Origin of the sequence: Polaribacter sp. Asnod6-C07 (assembly GCF_045063625.1) — a bacterium.
GTDB classification, from domain to species: domain Bacteria; phylum Bacteroidota; class Bacteroidia; order Flavobacteriales; family Flavobacteriaceae; genus Polaribacter; species Polaribacter vadi_A.
The window spans coordinates 1817071-1833483 of sequence record NZ_JBEFOF010000005.1 but is presented as its reverse complement, the minus strand read 5'-3'; the positions used below and the strand labels follow the sequence as shown (position 1 = coordinate 1833483).

Genomic DNA, 16413 nt, shown 5'->3' with positions numbered 1-16413 from the left:
TTTTCACCTTAGTGAAAACTAGAAGTTAAAACCTACTTTAAAACCTAAACTTCTGCTAGTTGCATAACTCATATCTTCAACTCCGCTTACAAAACCATTACCTTGTACAGCAACTTGCTCTGGATCGAAATGCGGGTTTTCTGTAATTACAAATAAGTTATTACCTATAAAAGAAAAGTTCATTGTAGACGGGTTTTTTAACCCTAAAAAACCTTCGTTTAACTCTAAAACGTAACCAATTGAAAATTGACGTAATTTTAAAAAAGAAGCATCATACACATTATTTTCTTCGTGATTTCTATCATAAAACTGTCTATAATAACTTTCTGCAGTTACTGCAACAGTATTTGGTAAACCTGTATTTACATTAACCCCTTGTGCAATAATACCTGCATCTGGTCTGTAGGCTGTTTCTGCTAATTGACCACCAACATTACCTAAAGCTCTTGTTCTAGATACAATTTCTCCTCCTTGTCTCCAATCAAACAAAAAGCTTGCATTCCAGTTTTTGTAGGTAAAGGAATTGTTCCATCCTAAAGTAAAATCTGGATTGTAATTCCCAATTTTTATCAACTCATTATTGGCAATATATCTTCCATCATCATCTAATAAAAATTCTCCATCAGCATTTTTTTCATAACCTGTTCCATACATATCTCCTATTTGACCTCCTTCTTCTACTTGAAACCAAACTGTTTGATTAGCACTATCGTATATTCTGCTATAAGCTAAAGTTAAACGACCATCATTTTGAGGTAAATCTTTAATTACAGATTTGTTACTTGCAAAATTAATAGTGGTATTCCATTTAAAGTTTTCATTTCTAATAGGTGTACCACCTAAAATAATTTCTACACCACTTGTATTTACTTTTCCGCCATTAATTACTTGCTGATTATAACCTGAAGAAATTGGAATTGGTAAAGAAATAATTTGGTCTTTTGTTGTAGCATTATAATATGTAAAATCGATATTTAATCGATCTTTAAAGAAACGCAAATCTGCACCCAACTCATAAGAAGTTATAATTTCTGGTTTTAAATCTGAATTTGGTATAAAATCTTGATTGCTAAAAGTGGCTTGACCATTAAAAGTTGTTTGAGAAACAAACGCGCCTGAAGTTTGATAAGGATCTGTATCATTACCCACTTGCGCAACACTTGCTCTTAATTTTGCAAACGAAATATTTTCTGGCAATTCTGTGTAGTTTGATAAAATAAAACTAGTAGATACTGAAGGATAAAAGAATGATGTGCCATCTACAGAAAAAGGTGTAGCCAAAGCACTAGACCAATCATTACGTCCTGTAATATCTAAAAACAGATAATCTTTATACCCTAATTTTGCAATTCCGTAAAGCGAGTTGATTCGTTTTTTAGATTCGAACTCAAAAACCTCTATAGGCGAAGCTGCATTATTTAAACTAAAAATACCTGGCTGAGCCAAATTTGTAGTTTGTGTTTGTTTGGTTGATGCATTTTGGTCTAAACGATTTCCTCCAAATGAAACATCAAAAGAAACATCACCAAAATTATTATTGTAATTAATTAAAAAATCTGTATTAATTTCTCTGTAAAAAACATCGTGCTCTGCATAAGCTCCGTTTTTAAAACGATTGCTACTAAAATTACGTTTAAACTCTCTATTTTCTGATGAAAAATCCATCCCTGAACGTAAAGAAATACTTAAATTATCTGTAAAATAATGTTGTAAGGCAATGTTACCAAAAACGCGATCTCTATTAAATGAGTTTGTGTTTTCGTTTAAAATAAAAAACGGATTATCGAAATAAGTATAGTTAAATGAATATTGTTGTACACCCTCTAAACCTGGTTGCCAATAATTGCGCAAGTTATCTATATTCAACGATCTTGGTCCCCAAGCTACTAAAGAATAATTGGCGTTTTCACTACCATAACCATTTGCTGGTCTATTATCTGAACTTGAGTTTACATAATTTATTGAACTTGTAATTTTTGTTTTTTCTGATGGATTAAAATTTAGTTTTAAAGCAGCTGTTTTACGTTCTAAATTTACACCAGGAATTATAGACTCACTATCTAAATCTGTAATAGACAATCTGTAAGAGCCTCTTTCAAAACTATCGTTAATAGCTATATTATTAATGGTTGTAACCCCTGTTTGATAAAAATCTTTTAAATTATCTGGGTTAGATTCAAATAAAGTTGGTGTAATCGACAAACCATTATACAAAGAAGTATCTCCACCTCTAACTACTGTTCCATCTGCTAAAGTTACAGGAGAATCAAATTGAGGAATTAAATTACCTGCATCTAATTTTGGCCCCCAAGAATAGGTAATTACATCATTTACTCCACTACCTAAACCATCTACATATTCAAAATTTCCTGAATTTCCTTGGCCATATTCGTTTTGAAAATCAGGTAAACGAAAAGCAGAATCAAAAGTTATGGATGAATTTATACTTACTCCTAATCCTTTTTTCTTACTACCATCTTTAGTATTAATAACAATAACTCCATTAGATGCACGTGTACCATATAAAGCTGCAGCACTTGGCCCTTTTAAAACAGTTATAGATTCTATATCATCTGGATTTACATCCATAGCACCATTCCCAAAATCAATTTCTTGAAAACCAGCAGCAGCTTCGTTTGTAAAATTAAATACTGAATTATTGTTTATTGGTGTACCATCTACAACAAAAAGCGGATTATTATTAGAGAAAGAAGCCTCACCTCGAATTGTAATTTTTGAAGATGAACCCACACCTGTTGCTCCTTGAGATATAGTTACACCTGCTAATTTACCAGATAAATTATCTAAAAAATTTACTGTTTTTACATTAGCAACATCTTTTGCTTTTATTTCTTGTACAACATAACCTAACTCTTTGGTTTTTCTATTTAAACCCAAAGCTGTTACAACAATTTCATCTAAACCAGTTTCATCTTCTTCTAATTGAATATTGATGTTTGTTAGATTGTTAATTGCTATTTTTTGAGTTTTATAACCCAAGTAAGAGAAAGTAAGAAACTTGTTTTCTTTAAGAACAGTTAAGGAGTAGAATCCGTTAATATCTGAAACTGTTCCGTTTTTTGGTGATGAGGTAATACTTACGTAAGGGAGTTTTTCTTTGGTTTTTTTATCGGTAATTGTACCCGTAATTTTAGTTTGTGAAATGCTAATACTTGTAAAGAGTAAAAACATCCACAGATAAAGGTGCTTCATTTAAAATGATTTTTTTTGTTTTGGTTAATTTTTTGTGATAAAATCGAGATATGCACAAAATACAAAAACATAGATTAAAAAACGCATTATGTTATTGAAAAAATGCGTTTTTTAGAAATACAATAAGTTATTCACAATAATTACACTTATTTTTTACTAATACAATAATTAAACAACAAGGATTGTTTCTTTAAATTTTAAGCTACAACCCCTTGACAACTACTACCTGAACCTGCAGTACAACCATAACAATGTTGATTAATGATGATATTTCTATTTTGCAATAACTCTTCATTATATTCTGAAATGTGCTTTACCTTAGAGTTTACTTTTAAATTTAGCATCTGATTAAAATCGCAATCATACAACCAACCATCCCAACTGATAGATAGTGTATTTGTACACATTACATTTTCTACAGCTGCAGGATTGTAAGCATCAACCAAAGCAAACATATAATCTTCATAATTTTCTGATGCAATTAAATAATCTAAAAAACGACTGATAGGTAAGTTTGTAATAGCAAATAAACTATGAAAATCAATATTAAAATCAGCTTTTAAAGCCTTTTTAAAATCGTTTTCTAAAGCCATTTGATCTCCAGGTAAAAATGCACCTGAAGGATTGTACACTAAATCTAATTTTAAATCAGAATCTGGCATACCATAACCTACTGCATTTAACTCTTGTAAAGCTTTTATAGATTTATCAAAAACCCCACTTCCTCTTTGTTTATCTGTTTTTCCACGAGTCCAATGAGGCATAGAAGAAACCACGTGTACATTATGCTTTTTAAAGAATTCTGGTAAATCGTAATATTTTTTATTAGCTCTAATAATTGTTAAATTAGAACGTACAATAAAATCTTTAATTCCTGCTTTTGATGCTTCTTCTACAAACCATCTAAAATTAGGATTCATTTCTGGAGCACCACCAGTTAAATCTAAAGTATGTGCACCAGTATTTTTTATAACCTCTAAACACTGTTTCATGGTATCTATAGTCATAATTTCTTTACGATCTGGACCAGCATCTACATGACAGTGTTCGCAAACTTGGTTGCACATATAACCTAAATTGATTTGTAAAATCTCTAGTTTTTTAGGACGCAAAGGAAACTGATTTGTTTCTTTTATTTTAGCAGCAAAGGTTGGTAATTCTCCATTAGCAAAAATTCCGTTCGAAAGAATTTCCATTTGACGAGAAGTGTTTGCAATATCGTTATTTCTTGCTTTTAATGATTTTGTAGCCATATTTATGCTTAGCTTTTTTCAGTATCTTTTTGGGTTCTTTAATCTATTTACGTAGTAAAGTTTGGCTTGGTTTGGTTTGTTATAATTAAGTTTACTAAAATAAGTTAAAACCTTATTTTTTTTAACGGAATATTATCGAGTATTAATTTATATATTTCACTAAAAAGCGGAATAAGCTTTCTCTAAAATTTTACTTTAAAAAATAAAACTAAAGTCTACTTACATTTCTAATTTATTCACTTTATTCATCATTTGTACTCCATGTACTAAAGTTGCACCACTTTTAATTGCAGCACCAACATGAATGGCTTCCATCATTTCTGGTTTTGTAATTCCTCTTTGCAAACCATCTTTTGTGTAAGCATCTATACAATATGGACATTGTTCTGTATGAGCCACAGCCAAAGCAATTAAAGATTTTTCACGAGCAGTAAGTGCTCCTTCTTCAAAAACTTTACCATAATAATCAAAAAACTTGTTACCAAGTTCTTCATTCCATTCTGTTATTTTTCCGAATTTTCTTAAATCGGCTGCATCATAATAAGACTTTGACATATGTTGGTTTTATAATTAAAAGATGAAAGATACAAATTGTTTTCAAAAATTTATGCCAAAAAATGGCTTGTCTATTTTCCGTTTAAAGACCAATCGTATTTTAAATAACTAATTTTAGCTTTAGAATTTATTTCTATATCAGAATAAGTATTTAAATAATCTATTACAGAACCACTCTTAGTAAAATCTTCTTTAAACCAATCGAAAATAGATGAAATTTGAACTTTCTTTTTAGACAGCTTATTTCTGGTTGAATCATTCACAAAATCTTTCATTAATTGTGTTAATTCTTCATCCACATTTTGTTCTGTAAACGCTTTATTACCTAATTTAGGACAAGAACCAGATGCGCAATTTACACCAACATGTATTTTAGGGTCAAATAATTTTTTACGTAAAATTTCGTGCTCTATATAATCTAAAGTATAAACCTCACCTCCTACTTTTACAAAAGGAATTTTCCAAGCAGTTTTTCCTTTTTGTTTAATGTCTGTTATTGATTTTAAAGGATAGTTTTCTAAAATTAATTTGATTGTATAAGCATTGTAGGCATTAATCCAAAAGGCTTTTTGTTTGTTTTCTGACCAAGAATTATCTGGAGATGTTTTTTCTAAATACCCAATATAAGCATCTAGTTTTAATGCATCTGCTTTAAAAGATTTATAATCTACTGTTCCAGTATCAGAAACGTGTTTTTGCAATAAATTATTAAAAATTGATGTTTGAGCGTTTACTTGTAAAAAAGTAAAAATTGCTATCAGTAAAAAAAGTGTTTTCTTCATTTATATAATTTCTGATTTTTTAGACGAACACTTTTATCAAAAATTACAGAATTTTATCAATTTTATTCTTTACCTATTTTATCTACCTCACTATCAACACTCAATAAAACAGCATCATCAATTTCTTCATTTACTTTAAGCTTAAATCGATACCTAAAAGCATAAACTATAAGGTAAAGAATTGGTGTGTCTAGAAAAGCAATTATCACCTTAAAAATTACACCACTTATTAAAAGACCTAAAAAATTGCCCCAATCTATAATACCAAAAGAACACAACAGTAACAAAACTGTTAATGTATCTATAATTTGTGATGAAAATGTAGAAAAATTATTACGCAACCAAAGATGTTTCCCTTTTGTATATTGTTTCCAGAAATGATACACTCTAATATCTATAAATTGGGCAAATAAGTACGCCATCATTGATGCTAAAACTGCTAATGGTGCTGCACCAAAAACTTCTACAAATATTCCATTATTAACTGGCGACCAATTTGTAGCTGGTACTTCTTTGGAAATATAAATGATTAACAAAGAGAAAAATGAAGCGAAAATACCTGCAATAACAACATCATTCGCTTTTCTTTTGCCATAAATTTCTGATAAAATATCAGTAATTAAAAAAGTGATTGGATAAGGTAATAAGCCTACAGAAACCTCAAATAATTTTGTACCAAAAATAGTAACATCAAAAGGATACCAATAAAAAAATTTTTGAAAAATTAAATTAGATGTTACTAAAGACGCTATAAACAAGGCAGCAAGAATTAAGTAAATTTTATTTGCAAGTAACTTGTCTTTAGATGTCATTTAGCGAATTTACAAATTTTTAAGAATAAGGTTTATAAACATCCTTTATTTTAAACGATGCAAATACATACTTACTACATTTTCTAAACCTAAATACAAACTCTCTGCAATTAAAGCATGCCCAATAGAAACCTCAGCTAAATTAGGAATGTTCTCTTTAAAAAATTGGATATTGTCTAAACTTAAATCATGACCAGCATTTATACCTAAACCTAATTGATGTGCCAAAACAGCTGCATCTGTATACGATTTTACAGCTCCTTTATTTCCTTTTTCGAACTCGCTAGCAAAATGTTCTGTGTATAATTCAATTCTATCTGTACCTGTTTGTGCTGCAGCTTCTATCAATTTTAAATCTGTGTCTATAAAAATTGAAGTTCTAATTCCGTTTTTCTGAAATTCTGCAATAACTTCTTTTAAAAAAGCTTGATGATTAATGGTATCCCAACCAGCATTAGAGGTAATTGCATTTACAGCATCTGGCACTAAAGTAACTTGAGTTGGTTTTACTTCTAAAACCAAATCCATAAAAGATTTTATTGGGTTACCTTCTATATTATATTCTGTGGTAACTGTCTTTTTTAAATCTCTAGCATCTTGATAACGAATATGTCTTTCATCTGGTCTTGGATGAATTGTTATACCTTCTGCACCAAAATTCTCAATATCTGTAGCCACTTTTAATAAATTCGGCACATTACCTCCTCTAGAATTACGTAATGTTGCTATTTTATTAATATTTACACTTAACTTTGTCATTGTCTAAAATTAGGCGTCAAAGATAATTTATTAAATCATTTTATCCTATATTCGTAAAGAATGAATATTAACGATTACATATTAAAAGAAATAAAGGCTCTCAGTTTAAAATCGACTGTAAAGAATGCCAAAAAGCTATTCAAAAACTACCCAATTACACATTTTCCTGTTATTGAAAATGGTAAATTATTGGGATCTTTTGCAGAAGACGACATACAAACTATAGAACATAAAGAAAAAGAGTTAGTAGAATATTCTTATTTAATGACTTCTTTTTTTGCTGATGAAAAAGCAACTATTTTAGAATTGTTAAAAATTTTTGCTGATAACAATAGCACTATAATTCCGGTTTTAAATAAAGACAAAAACTACATTGGTTATTATGATTTATGCGATGTTTTAGATGTTTTTTCTACTAGCCCTTTTATGATTGAAGAAAGTGAAACGTTAATTATTGAAAAATTAGAAGTAGATTATTCAATGGGAGAAATTTCGCAAATTGTTGAAGCAAATGGAGGTAAGTTATTAGGTTTATACATATCAGAAAAACAAAATGATTTTGTGCAAATAACTTTAAAAATAGTTTCTGATGAAATTAATGAAATTATACAAACCTTTAGACGTTATGATTATAAAATTATTTCTACTCACGAAAATGATATTTATTTAGAAGATTTAAAAAATAGATCAGAATATTTACAGAAATATTTAGAAATGTAGCTATATCAGATCTCTTTTAAAAAAAATAAGTTGATTATTTTAATAAGCTATCAAATAAAAAAATGAAAAAAGTTGCAATTTACGGTCAATCTTATTCAATTTCAGCCGAAAAAGAAATTCAAATTTTATTAGAAGTACTTCAAGAAAATAACATTGAGAGTTATATAGAAAAAAAATTCTATGATTTATTAATAGAAGGCAATATTTTAGATAAAAAATACCCAACTTTTTCTCACTTTAACGATTTAAACTCAACATTCGAAACCCTATTTACTTTGGGTGGAGATGGTACTATATTAAGAGCAGTTACCTATATAAGAGATTTAGGAATACCAATTTTAGGCATAAATACTGGTAGATTAGGTTTCTTAGCAACCATCAATAAAAAATCAATTAAAGAGAGCATTAACCTTATATTAAAAGGAGAATACTCAATTTTAGAGAGAACATTATTAGAAGTTAAAACATCACCCAAAACAGAGGAATTAAACGAACTTAATTTTGCTTTAAACGAAGTTACAATCGCTAGAAAAAACACCACTTCTATGATTGGAGTTAAAACAAGTTTAAACAACGAATATTTAACCAATTATTGGGCAGATGGGTTAATAATAGCTACACCAACTGGCTCTACAGGTTACTCTTTAAGTTGCAATGGCCCAGTAATTTCTCCAGATTCTAAAAATTTAATTATCACACCAATTGCGCCACATAATTTAAATTCGAGGCCAATGGTTATTTCAGATAACACAAGCATTCAACTAAACATAGATTCTAGAGAAAAAGATTTTTTAATTTCTTTAGATTCTAGAATTACAACAATACCTAAGAATACAGAAGTTTCAATAAACAAAGCTACATTTACAGTAAAAAGTATTATACCAAACAATCAATCATTTTTAAGAACTTTACGTAGTAAATTATTATGGGGAGAAGATACTAGAAATGAGACCAATCTTTAACCAACACTTTACAATAAAAAGTCAAAATAACAGTTATTCAAAAAAGACTGAATATTAACTTTATAAAGCAAATTGAAATACCTATATTTGCTCGCTATTTTTTAGGATGAAAAAAAGTATATTATTAATAATTTTTGTTAGCTTTTCTAATATTTTATTAGGACAGGTATATGAGGCAGGAATCTTTGTTGGTGGATCTAATTACGTTGGTGATATTGGTAGAACCAATTACATTTACCCTAACAACATTGCTGGTTCAGTATTTTTTAAATACAACTGGAATCCTAGAATTGCTTTAAGAGCAACTTACAGTTATTTACCTATATCTGCAAGTGATCTTGAAGCAGATACAGATTACAAAATAAGTAGAGGCTTAACATTCTCTAATACAATTAATGAATTGGCAGTAGGTTTTGAATACAATTTTTATGAATATGATGTATCTACACCAGGTAAAACATGGACACCTTACATTACCATAGATTTGGCAGTTTTTAATTATAAATACATTGTTGAAGAAACCCAACCAGAAGAATTTGTATATAACTCTAAAAATGGAGTTACAGTACCTTTTGGTGTTGGTTTTAAATCTAAATTAATAGGTTCTTTAGCATTTGCTGTAGAAACAAAATTTAGATATTCTTTTGCAGACGATTTAGATTTTAATACAGAAACTGTAGAAAGATTAAATTTTGGTGGCACAGGTAAAGATTGGTACATGTTTACAGGTGTTTCAATAATTTATACTTTTGGTAGACCACCTTGTTACACCACAGGATTTTAATATATGGACAAAAAACTACTCATCGATTTGCAAAAAACACCAAGACACGTTGCCATTATTATGGATGGTAATGGACGTTGGGCAAAAGGTAAAGGTATGAATAGGATTTTTGGTCACAGAAATGCCTTAACTGCTGTTAGAGAATCTGTAAAAGCAGCCTCTCAAGTAAATGTAGAAGCAATAACTTTATATGCTTTTTCTACAGAAAACTGGAACAGACCAAAATTAGAAGTCGATGCTTTAATGAGTTTATTGATAAATTCATTAAAAAAAGAGTTGCCAGAGTTTATGAAGCAAGGAGTAAAAGTAAACTCAATTGGCTCTATAGAAACACTACCAACAAAAGCTCAAAAAGTTTTAAATGAAGTAATTTCTGAAACAAAAAATAACACAGATATTGTATTAACCTTCGCTTTAAGCTATGGCTCAAGGGAAGAAATTGTTAACGCAATCAAAAACATATCTAAAAAAGTTGTTAATAAAGAACTTGATTTAGAAAAAATAAATGAAAATACTATAAATAACCATTTATATACATTTAATTTGCCCGACGTTGATTTAATGATAAGGACTAGTGGAGAACAACGCATTAGTAATTTCTTATTATGGCAGTTAGCGTATGCTGAACTATATTTCACAGATGTACTTTGGCCAGATTTTAGACAAGAACATTTCTATGATGCCATCATAGATTATCAGAATAGAGAAAGACGATTTGGAAAAACAAGCGAACAAATTACAGAATAAGGTTACTATCAATTTAAATTCTGTTGCATTAGTGCTATTTGCACTATTTTTTACTTTTAGTGCCAACGCACAAACAAAAAAAGACACAATTTCTAATAACCTTTCTTTCGAAAAAGGTAAAGAATATATTTTAGGTGGCATTTCTGTTACAGGTTTAAAAAAGTTTAGTGAAGAAACCGTAAAAGTATTTACAGGTTTAAGAAACGGACAAGCCATAAAATTACCTGGTGATAAACTAACAAGTGCTATTAAAAAATTATACGAAAGTAAACAGTTTAGTAACGTAGATGTTTATTTAGCAAAGTTAGATGGCAACACTGTATATCTTCAATTTGATGTACAAGAATTACCACAATTAAATGAAATTCAGATTACTGGTATAAAAAAATCTAAAGCCAAAGAACTTAAAAAAGAAGCTGAGTTAAAAACTGGAGCTATGGTTACAGACAACTTAATTGTAACTACAAAAAACTACTTCACTAAAAAATATACAGACAAAGGTTTCTTAAAAACCAAAGTTAATTTAGACATTAAAAAAGACACTTCAGATATGAATGCTGTTAACATGAATGTTTTTATTGATAAAGGTTCTAAAATTAAAATAAAATACATCTTTTTTAATGGTAACGAAGCACTTTCTAACAAGAGTCTTCGTAAAGCAATGAAAAACACCAAAGAAAAAATGATTGGTCGTTTTTGGAAATCATCAAAATATATTGAAGAAGATTACCAAGCAGATTTAGAAAGTATTTTAGATAAATATAGCAGAATTGGTTATAGAGATGCACGTATTTTAAGTGAAGGAATTTCTTGGAACGATGATAACACCATCAATATAAATATAGATATTGAAGAAGGTAGACAATATAGATTTGCAGATATTTTATTTGTTGGTAACAAAGAATATACAGATGAACAATTACACCAAGTTTTAAGGATTGAAAAAGGTGATGTTTATAATGGAGCAGTACTTAAAGAAAGAGTAAAAGGTGATGACTCACCAACTTCTGATGATTTATCTACCCTTTATCAAGATAATGGATTCTTATTCTCTCAAGTAAATGCAGTAGAAACAAAAGTAGAAAACGATTCGATTACTGTAGAAATTAGAATTCGTGAAGACGAAAAAGCAAGAATTAAAAAAGTAACAGTTTCTGGTAATGACAAAACAAACGACCACGTTATTTTTAGAGAATTACGTGTTAAACCAGGCGATTTATTTAGTAGAACAAACATTATAAGATCTATTAGAGAAATTGGGCAATTAGGTTTCTTTGATCAAAATGTAACTCCAGACGTAAATCCTGATTATCAAAATAAAACTACAGACATCAATTTTAATGTTGTAGAAAAAGGAGGAAGCCAAATAGAACTACAAGGTGGTTATGGTGGTGGCTCTTTTATAGGTACTTTAGGTTTATCTTTTAACAACTTTTCTATTAAAAACATCTTTAATAAAGAAGCCTACAAACCTTTACCTATGGGAGATGGGCAATCTTTAGCATTAAGATTACAAACTAGTAGAACTTATAATACGTATAGTTTTTCTTTTACAGAACCATGGTTAGGTGGTAAAAAACCACAATCATTATCTTTTTCTATTTATTCATCAAATCAATATCAATATGATTTTACAACAGGTGTTGTAGATAAAAGTCAAAGTTTAGGTATAGTTGGTGCATCTTTAGGTTTAGGACAACGTTTAAAATGGCCAGATGATTATTTTCAACTATCACAAACTATTAGCTACCAAAGCTTTAATTTAAATAATTATGGTTTTAGAGTTGGTACAGATGTTTTAAGTAATGGTACTTTAAATAATTTAGCATATAATGCAACACTTAGTAGAAATTCTGCAGGACCAAGTTTAATTTTCCCTACTTACGGATCTGAATTCTCTTTAGGAGTTAAAGCAACAATACCTTATTCTTTAATTAATGGTAAGGATTATTCAGAATTAGAACCAGCAGAAAAATACAAATGGTTAGAATATTATAAAATTACTGCAAAAGGTAAATGGTATACTTCTTTTACTGATAAATTAGTATTAATGACCAATGCAGAAATGGGTTATTTAGGTTATTATAATTCTGAATTAGGTCAAAACCCATTTGAAAGATACTTTGTAGGTGGAGATGGTATTGCACAATTTCAATTAGATGGTAGAGAAACAATTGGATTAAGAGGTTATGAAAACAACCAATTATCTTCTGCTGAAGGTGGTACAATTTATAATAAATTTCAAATGGAATTAAGGTATTCTATTACAGATTCGCCTTCTGCATCTATTTATACCTTAGGATTTTTAGAAGCAGGTAATTCTTATGACAATTTTGAGACATTTAATCCGTTTGAATTAAAACGTTCAGCAGGAGTTGGAGTTAGAATCTTTATGCCAGCATTTGGTTTATTAGGTATTGACTTTGCTCATGGATTTGATCCTTTACCAGGGCAAATTGAAAAATCTGGTTGGCAAACACATTTTATTATCGGAAGACAATTCTAGGAAAACTGTACATTTGTAATGTCCAAAGTTTTTTTGGCACGGTTTTTTCTAAATACAATATACAAATGAAAAAAATATTTTTATTAGTCGTTCTTTTATTTAGTGTTACAAGTTTCTGGTCGCAAAGAAATCAAATGATTGCTTATATAGACATGGAATACATTCTAGAAAATGTTCCAGAATATATACAAGCTCAAAATACATTAGATGCTAAAATTTCTAAATGGAGAAAAAAGTTAGATACACAAGCACGCCATATAGAAGTGTTAAAAACTGATTTAGCAAATGAGAAAGCCATCTTAACAAAAGATTTAATTGAAGAAAAAGAAGAAGAAATTACAATTAAACAAGAAGAGTTAAGAAGATTAGAATCTTTATATTTTGGGCCTAAAGGCGATATGTTTTTGGTAAGAAAACAATTGGTAAAACCAATACAAGACCAAGTTTACAATGCCATACAAAGTATTGCTAAAAGAAAAAAATATGATTTTGTTTTCGAAAAATCTACTGATTTGGTTATGCTATATTCAAATAAAAAATACGATATTAGCGACCTTGTTTTATCTACCATAGACAGAACAAGATTATCTGACCAAAAAAAGGAAGAAAGAAGAAAAAAATCGGCTCCGAAAAGTAAAGAATTAACAAATTCACAAAAAGAAATTCTTGCAAAAAAGGAACAAGCACAAACCGATAAAGAAGCTGCTTTAGCTAAGAAAAATGCAGAAAAAGAAGCTAAAAAATTAGAGATAGCAGAAAAAAGAAAAGCTTTACAAGAACAAAGAGAAGCAAAAAGAAAATTATTAAGAGAGAAAAAAGAAGCTGCTAGAAAAAAGAAAGAAGAAGAGCAAAAAGCGAAAGAAGAAGAAGAAAATAATAATTAAACAAAAAGACAAGAATAATAATTAAATTAAAACAAGAATGAAAAATTTAAAATCGTTACTATTAATTGCTGTATTTACGTTAGGATTAGGTGGTGTTGCAAATGCACAAAAGATGGGGCACATTGACTTTGAAAAGTTAGTTGCAGATATGCCTGAAACTAAACAACTTGGAGTAGATATGGAAAAGCTAGGTAAAACTTATCAAGATGAAGTTGAAAGTATGGCTAAGAAGTTAGATGCTAAGATGAAAAAATATACTGCAGAACAAAACACGCAAACTAAAGAAATTAACGAAATTAGAGCGAAAGAAGTTCAAGATGATAATGCAAGATATGAGCAGTTAAGACAAACAGCTTATCAAGAAATGCAGAAGAAAAAAGCTGAAGGTTTAAATCCAATTATCGAAAAAGCGCAAAAAGCAATTAGTGATGTTGCTGCAAGTAAAGGCATTGTTTATGTCTTAGATGCTACTATGGGTAAAGGTTTATTAGTAAAAAAAGGAGAAGATCTTTATGCAGCTGTAAAAGCTAAGTTAGGATTCTAATTAAGACCTTAAAACATATTTAAAAACCTACTTTTTATAAAGTAGGTTTTTTTATTTTTACAGTAATATGAAATCAAATAATTACCCAATTGGAGTTTTCGATTCTGGTATAGGTGGCACCTCTATCTGGAAAGAGATAACAACACTCTTACCAAAAGAAAATACTATTTATCTTTCTGATAGTAAAAACGCACCTTATGGTCAAAAAAGTAAACAAGAAATTATAGATCTATCAATTAAAAATACACAGTTCTTAATTGATGCCAATTGCAAGATAATAGTTGTTGCCTGTAACACTGCAACTACTAATGCTATTAAAGTTTTAAGAGGTTATTTTAACATCCCATTTATTGGTATAGAACCTGCAATTAAACCAGCTTCATTAAAAACCAAAACAAATACCATTGGTATTTTAGCTACAAAAGGCACCTTAAATAGTAAGTTATTCGAAAATACTTCACGTAACATCAATAAAGAAATAAACATAAAAGAAACTATTGGAAAAGGTTTAGTTGAATTGATAGAAGAAGGTAAAATAAATTCTTCTGAAATGACTAAATTACTTTCTGTGTATTTAAAACCGATGTTATTAGAAAATGTAGATTGCTTAGTTTTAGGTTGTACACATTACCCATATTTAATTCCTAAAATTAAAGAAATTATTGGTAATGAAATAGAAATAATAGATTCTGGCCAAGCTGTAGCTAAACAAACAAAGGCAATTTTAGAAAAACATCAACTTTTAAATACAGATGATAAAACAGGTGATTATCAATTTTACATTAATAAAAATAAAAAAGTTTTAGAAATGATTTTATCTAAAAAAGAAAATATTAAGATTGATAAAAAAGATTTTTAAAACCCTCCGAAAACTGAATTAATATTAGGACATGCAGCAGCTCTTGGCTCTTGTGTCCATAAATTTATCCCTAAAGAAATTTGATGAAATCCTGATGTAGTTAAAACTGTATCATTCATCTGATTTGTATAAGTATAAGAAAACATTAAATTTTGATAGTTAACACCAACAATTGGTGATATAAATTGAGCATTTTCTATTGCATTAGCATCAAAGCTTCTTCTATAAGATAATGCAGCCCAAAATTGAGTTTTAGAAAATGTTTTATAAGCCTTAAGGTTAAAGTCGGCTATTCGTTCTCCAGTACTTTCTCTAAACTGTAACATTACAGAAGGCTCAAAGTGCACAAAAAGATCTTCGCCAAAATAATAACCTGCAGATAAAATGTAATTTCTTAAATCTAAAGGCTCTTGAATATTTAAATTGTTTTTTGCTGTTAGCAATAAGTTTTTAACGGTAAAATAAGATGAAAAACCACCTAAATGATAAGCAACTCCAAAATCTGCATTATAATAACTGGTACTTTCTACTACTCTAGAAATTGTTGGATCTCCTGTAAAACTAGTTTGGTCTGATTGGTTTTGAACAAAACTAAAAGCTAAACCAAAAGAAAGCTGATTAAACACTTTTCCATTACTCATAGGTAAATGATAAGAATAAGCTCCTTGAATTCCTTTTTGTGAATGAAATCCGTTTTTATCATTAAACAACACAAAACCATAACCTGCATTAGAATACTCGTTAAATTTAGAGTGAAAACTCATAGTTTGTAGAGCTGGTGCATTAGGTATACCTGCCCATTGTTGTCTTGCTGTAAATCTTAATTTACTAGAGTTACCAATACCTGCTGCAGAAGGATGCACTAAATAAACATTATCTGAAAGATAATCTTGATAAATAGGTAATGTCTCTTGAGAATTACTTTTTAATGATAAAAGAAATAGAAATAAGAAAGGGAAAACATTATTTAGCAACTTCATTAAAAAATTTATTTATTTAAAGCTACCAAATATATTCAATTTAAAAGAAATAA

The 16413-nt window shown here is 29.1% G+C and carries 15 protein-coding genes; 8 read left to right on the top strand and 7 right to left on the bottom strand.

The window, feature by feature from the left end; all coding sequences use genetic code 11:
- Nucleotides 1-18: 18 nt before the first annotated feature.
- The 6 genes from ACJJVK_RS07740 to ACJJVK_RS07715 all read right to left on the bottom strand — a co-directional run bounded on the left by ACJJVK_RS07740 (nucleotide 19) and on the right by ACJJVK_RS07715 (nucleotide 7374).
- Entirely contained in the window at nucleotides 19-3213 is a 3195-nt protein-coding gene (locus ACJJVK_RS07740) for a SusC/RagA family TonB-linked outer membrane protein (RefSeq protein ID WP_405564860.1), read from the bottom strand.
- 197 nt (nucleotides 3214-3410) lie between these two features.
- Nucleotides 3411-4466, bottom strand: coding sequence for an arsenosugar biosynthesis radical SAM (seleno)protein ArsS (arsS, locus tag ACJJVK_RS07735; protein ID WP_405564859.1), 1056 nt, complete (start codon nucleotides 4464-4466; stop codon nucleotides 3411-3413).
- Between the two features lie 219 nt (nucleotides 4467-4685).
- Entirely contained in the window at nucleotides 4686-5021 is a 336-nt protein-coding gene (locus ACJJVK_RS07730; RefSeq protein ID WP_215993702.1) for an arsenosugar biosynthesis-associated peroxidase-like protein, read from the bottom strand.
- A 71-nt stretch (nucleotides 5022-5092) separates the two neighbouring features.
- The gene (locus ACJJVK_RS07725) at nucleotides 5093-5803 is read right to left on the bottom strand and encodes a DUF547 domain-containing protein (RefSeq protein ID WP_405564856.1); all 711 of its coding nucleotides are present in this window, start codon (nucleotides 5801-5803) and stop codon (nucleotides 5093-5095) included.
- Nucleotides 5804-5865: 62 nt separating this feature from the next.
- Nucleotides 5866-6615 (bottom strand): queuosine precursor transporter, encoded by a 750-nt coding sequence (locus ACJJVK_RS07720; RefSeq protein WP_405564854.1) that lies wholly within the window; start codon nucleotides 6613-6615, stop codon nucleotides 5866-5868.
- Between the two features lie 45 nt (nucleotides 6616-6660).
- Nucleotides 6661-7374 (bottom strand): pyridoxine 5'-phosphate synthase, encoded by a 714-nt coding sequence (locus ACJJVK_RS07715; RefSeq protein ID WP_405564851.1) that lies wholly within the window; start codon nucleotides 7372-7374, stop codon nucleotides 6661-6663.
- A 60-nt stretch (nucleotides 7375-7434) separates the two neighbouring features.
- Here ACJJVK_RS07715 and ACJJVK_RS07710 point away from each other — a divergent pair, with 60 nt between their 5' ends.
- The 8 genes from ACJJVK_RS07710 (at nucleotide 7435) to murI (ending at nucleotide 15380) form a co-directional block, all read left to right on the top strand.
- Entirely contained in the window at nucleotides 7435-8094 is a 660-nt protein-coding gene (locus ACJJVK_RS07710; protein WP_405564849.1) for a CBS domain-containing protein, read from the top strand.
- Nucleotides 8095-8156: 62 nt separating this feature from the next.
- On the top strand, nucleotides 8157-9056 hold the full coding sequence (locus ACJJVK_RS07705; protein WP_405564847.1) for an NAD kinase: 900 nt from the start codon (nucleotides 8157-8159) through the stop codon (nucleotides 9054-9056).
- Nucleotides 9057-9162: 106 nt separating this feature from the next.
- Complete coding sequence (locus ACJJVK_RS07700) at nucleotides 9163-9840, top strand: DUF6089 family protein (RefSeq protein WP_405564844.1); 678 nt, start codon at nucleotides 9163-9165, stop codon at nucleotides 9838-9840.
- A gap of 3 nt (nucleotides 9841-9843) precedes the next feature.
- Nucleotides 9844-10587 (top strand): isoprenyl transferase, encoded by a 744-nt coding sequence (locus tag ACJJVK_RS07695; RefSeq protein WP_215993709.1) that lies wholly within the window; start codon nucleotides 9844-9846, stop codon nucleotides 10585-10587.
- Entirely contained in the window at nucleotides 10556-13093 is a 2538-nt protein-coding gene (bamA, locus tag ACJJVK_RS07690; RefSeq protein WP_215993710.1) for an outer membrane protein assembly factor BamA, read from the top strand. The genes ACJJVK_RS07695 and bamA overlap by 32 nt, the downstream gene beginning before the upstream one ends.
- A gap of 65 nt (nucleotides 13094-13158) precedes the next feature.
- Entirely contained in the window at nucleotides 13159-13977 is an 819-nt protein-coding gene (locus ACJJVK_RS07685) for an OmpH family outer membrane protein (RefSeq protein ID WP_405564840.1), read from the top strand.
- Between the two features lie 37 nt (nucleotides 13978-14014).
- Nucleotides 14015-14521: an OmpH family outer membrane protein gene (locus tag ACJJVK_RS07680; protein WP_215993712.1), complete on the top strand. Its 507-nt coding sequence runs from the start codon at nucleotides 14015-14017 to the stop codon at nucleotides 14519-14521.
- Between the two features lie 67 nt (nucleotides 14522-14588).
- Nucleotides 14589-15380: a glutamate racemase gene (gene murI / locus ACJJVK_RS07675; RefSeq protein ID WP_405564837.1), complete on the top strand. Its 792-nt coding sequence runs from the start codon at nucleotides 14589-14591 to the stop codon at nucleotides 15378-15380.
- Here the strand turns inward: murI and ACJJVK_RS07670 are convergent.
- Nucleotides 15377-16360 carry a type IX secretion system membrane protein PorP/SprF gene (locus ACJJVK_RS07670; protein WP_405564834.1) on the bottom strand — a complete coding sequence of 328 codons (984 nt, stop codon included), beginning with the start codon at nucleotides 16358-16360 and terminating at the stop codon, nucleotides 15377-15379. The genes murI and ACJJVK_RS07670 overlap by 4 nt on opposite strands.
- Nucleotides 16361-16413: the final 53 nt, after the last annotated feature.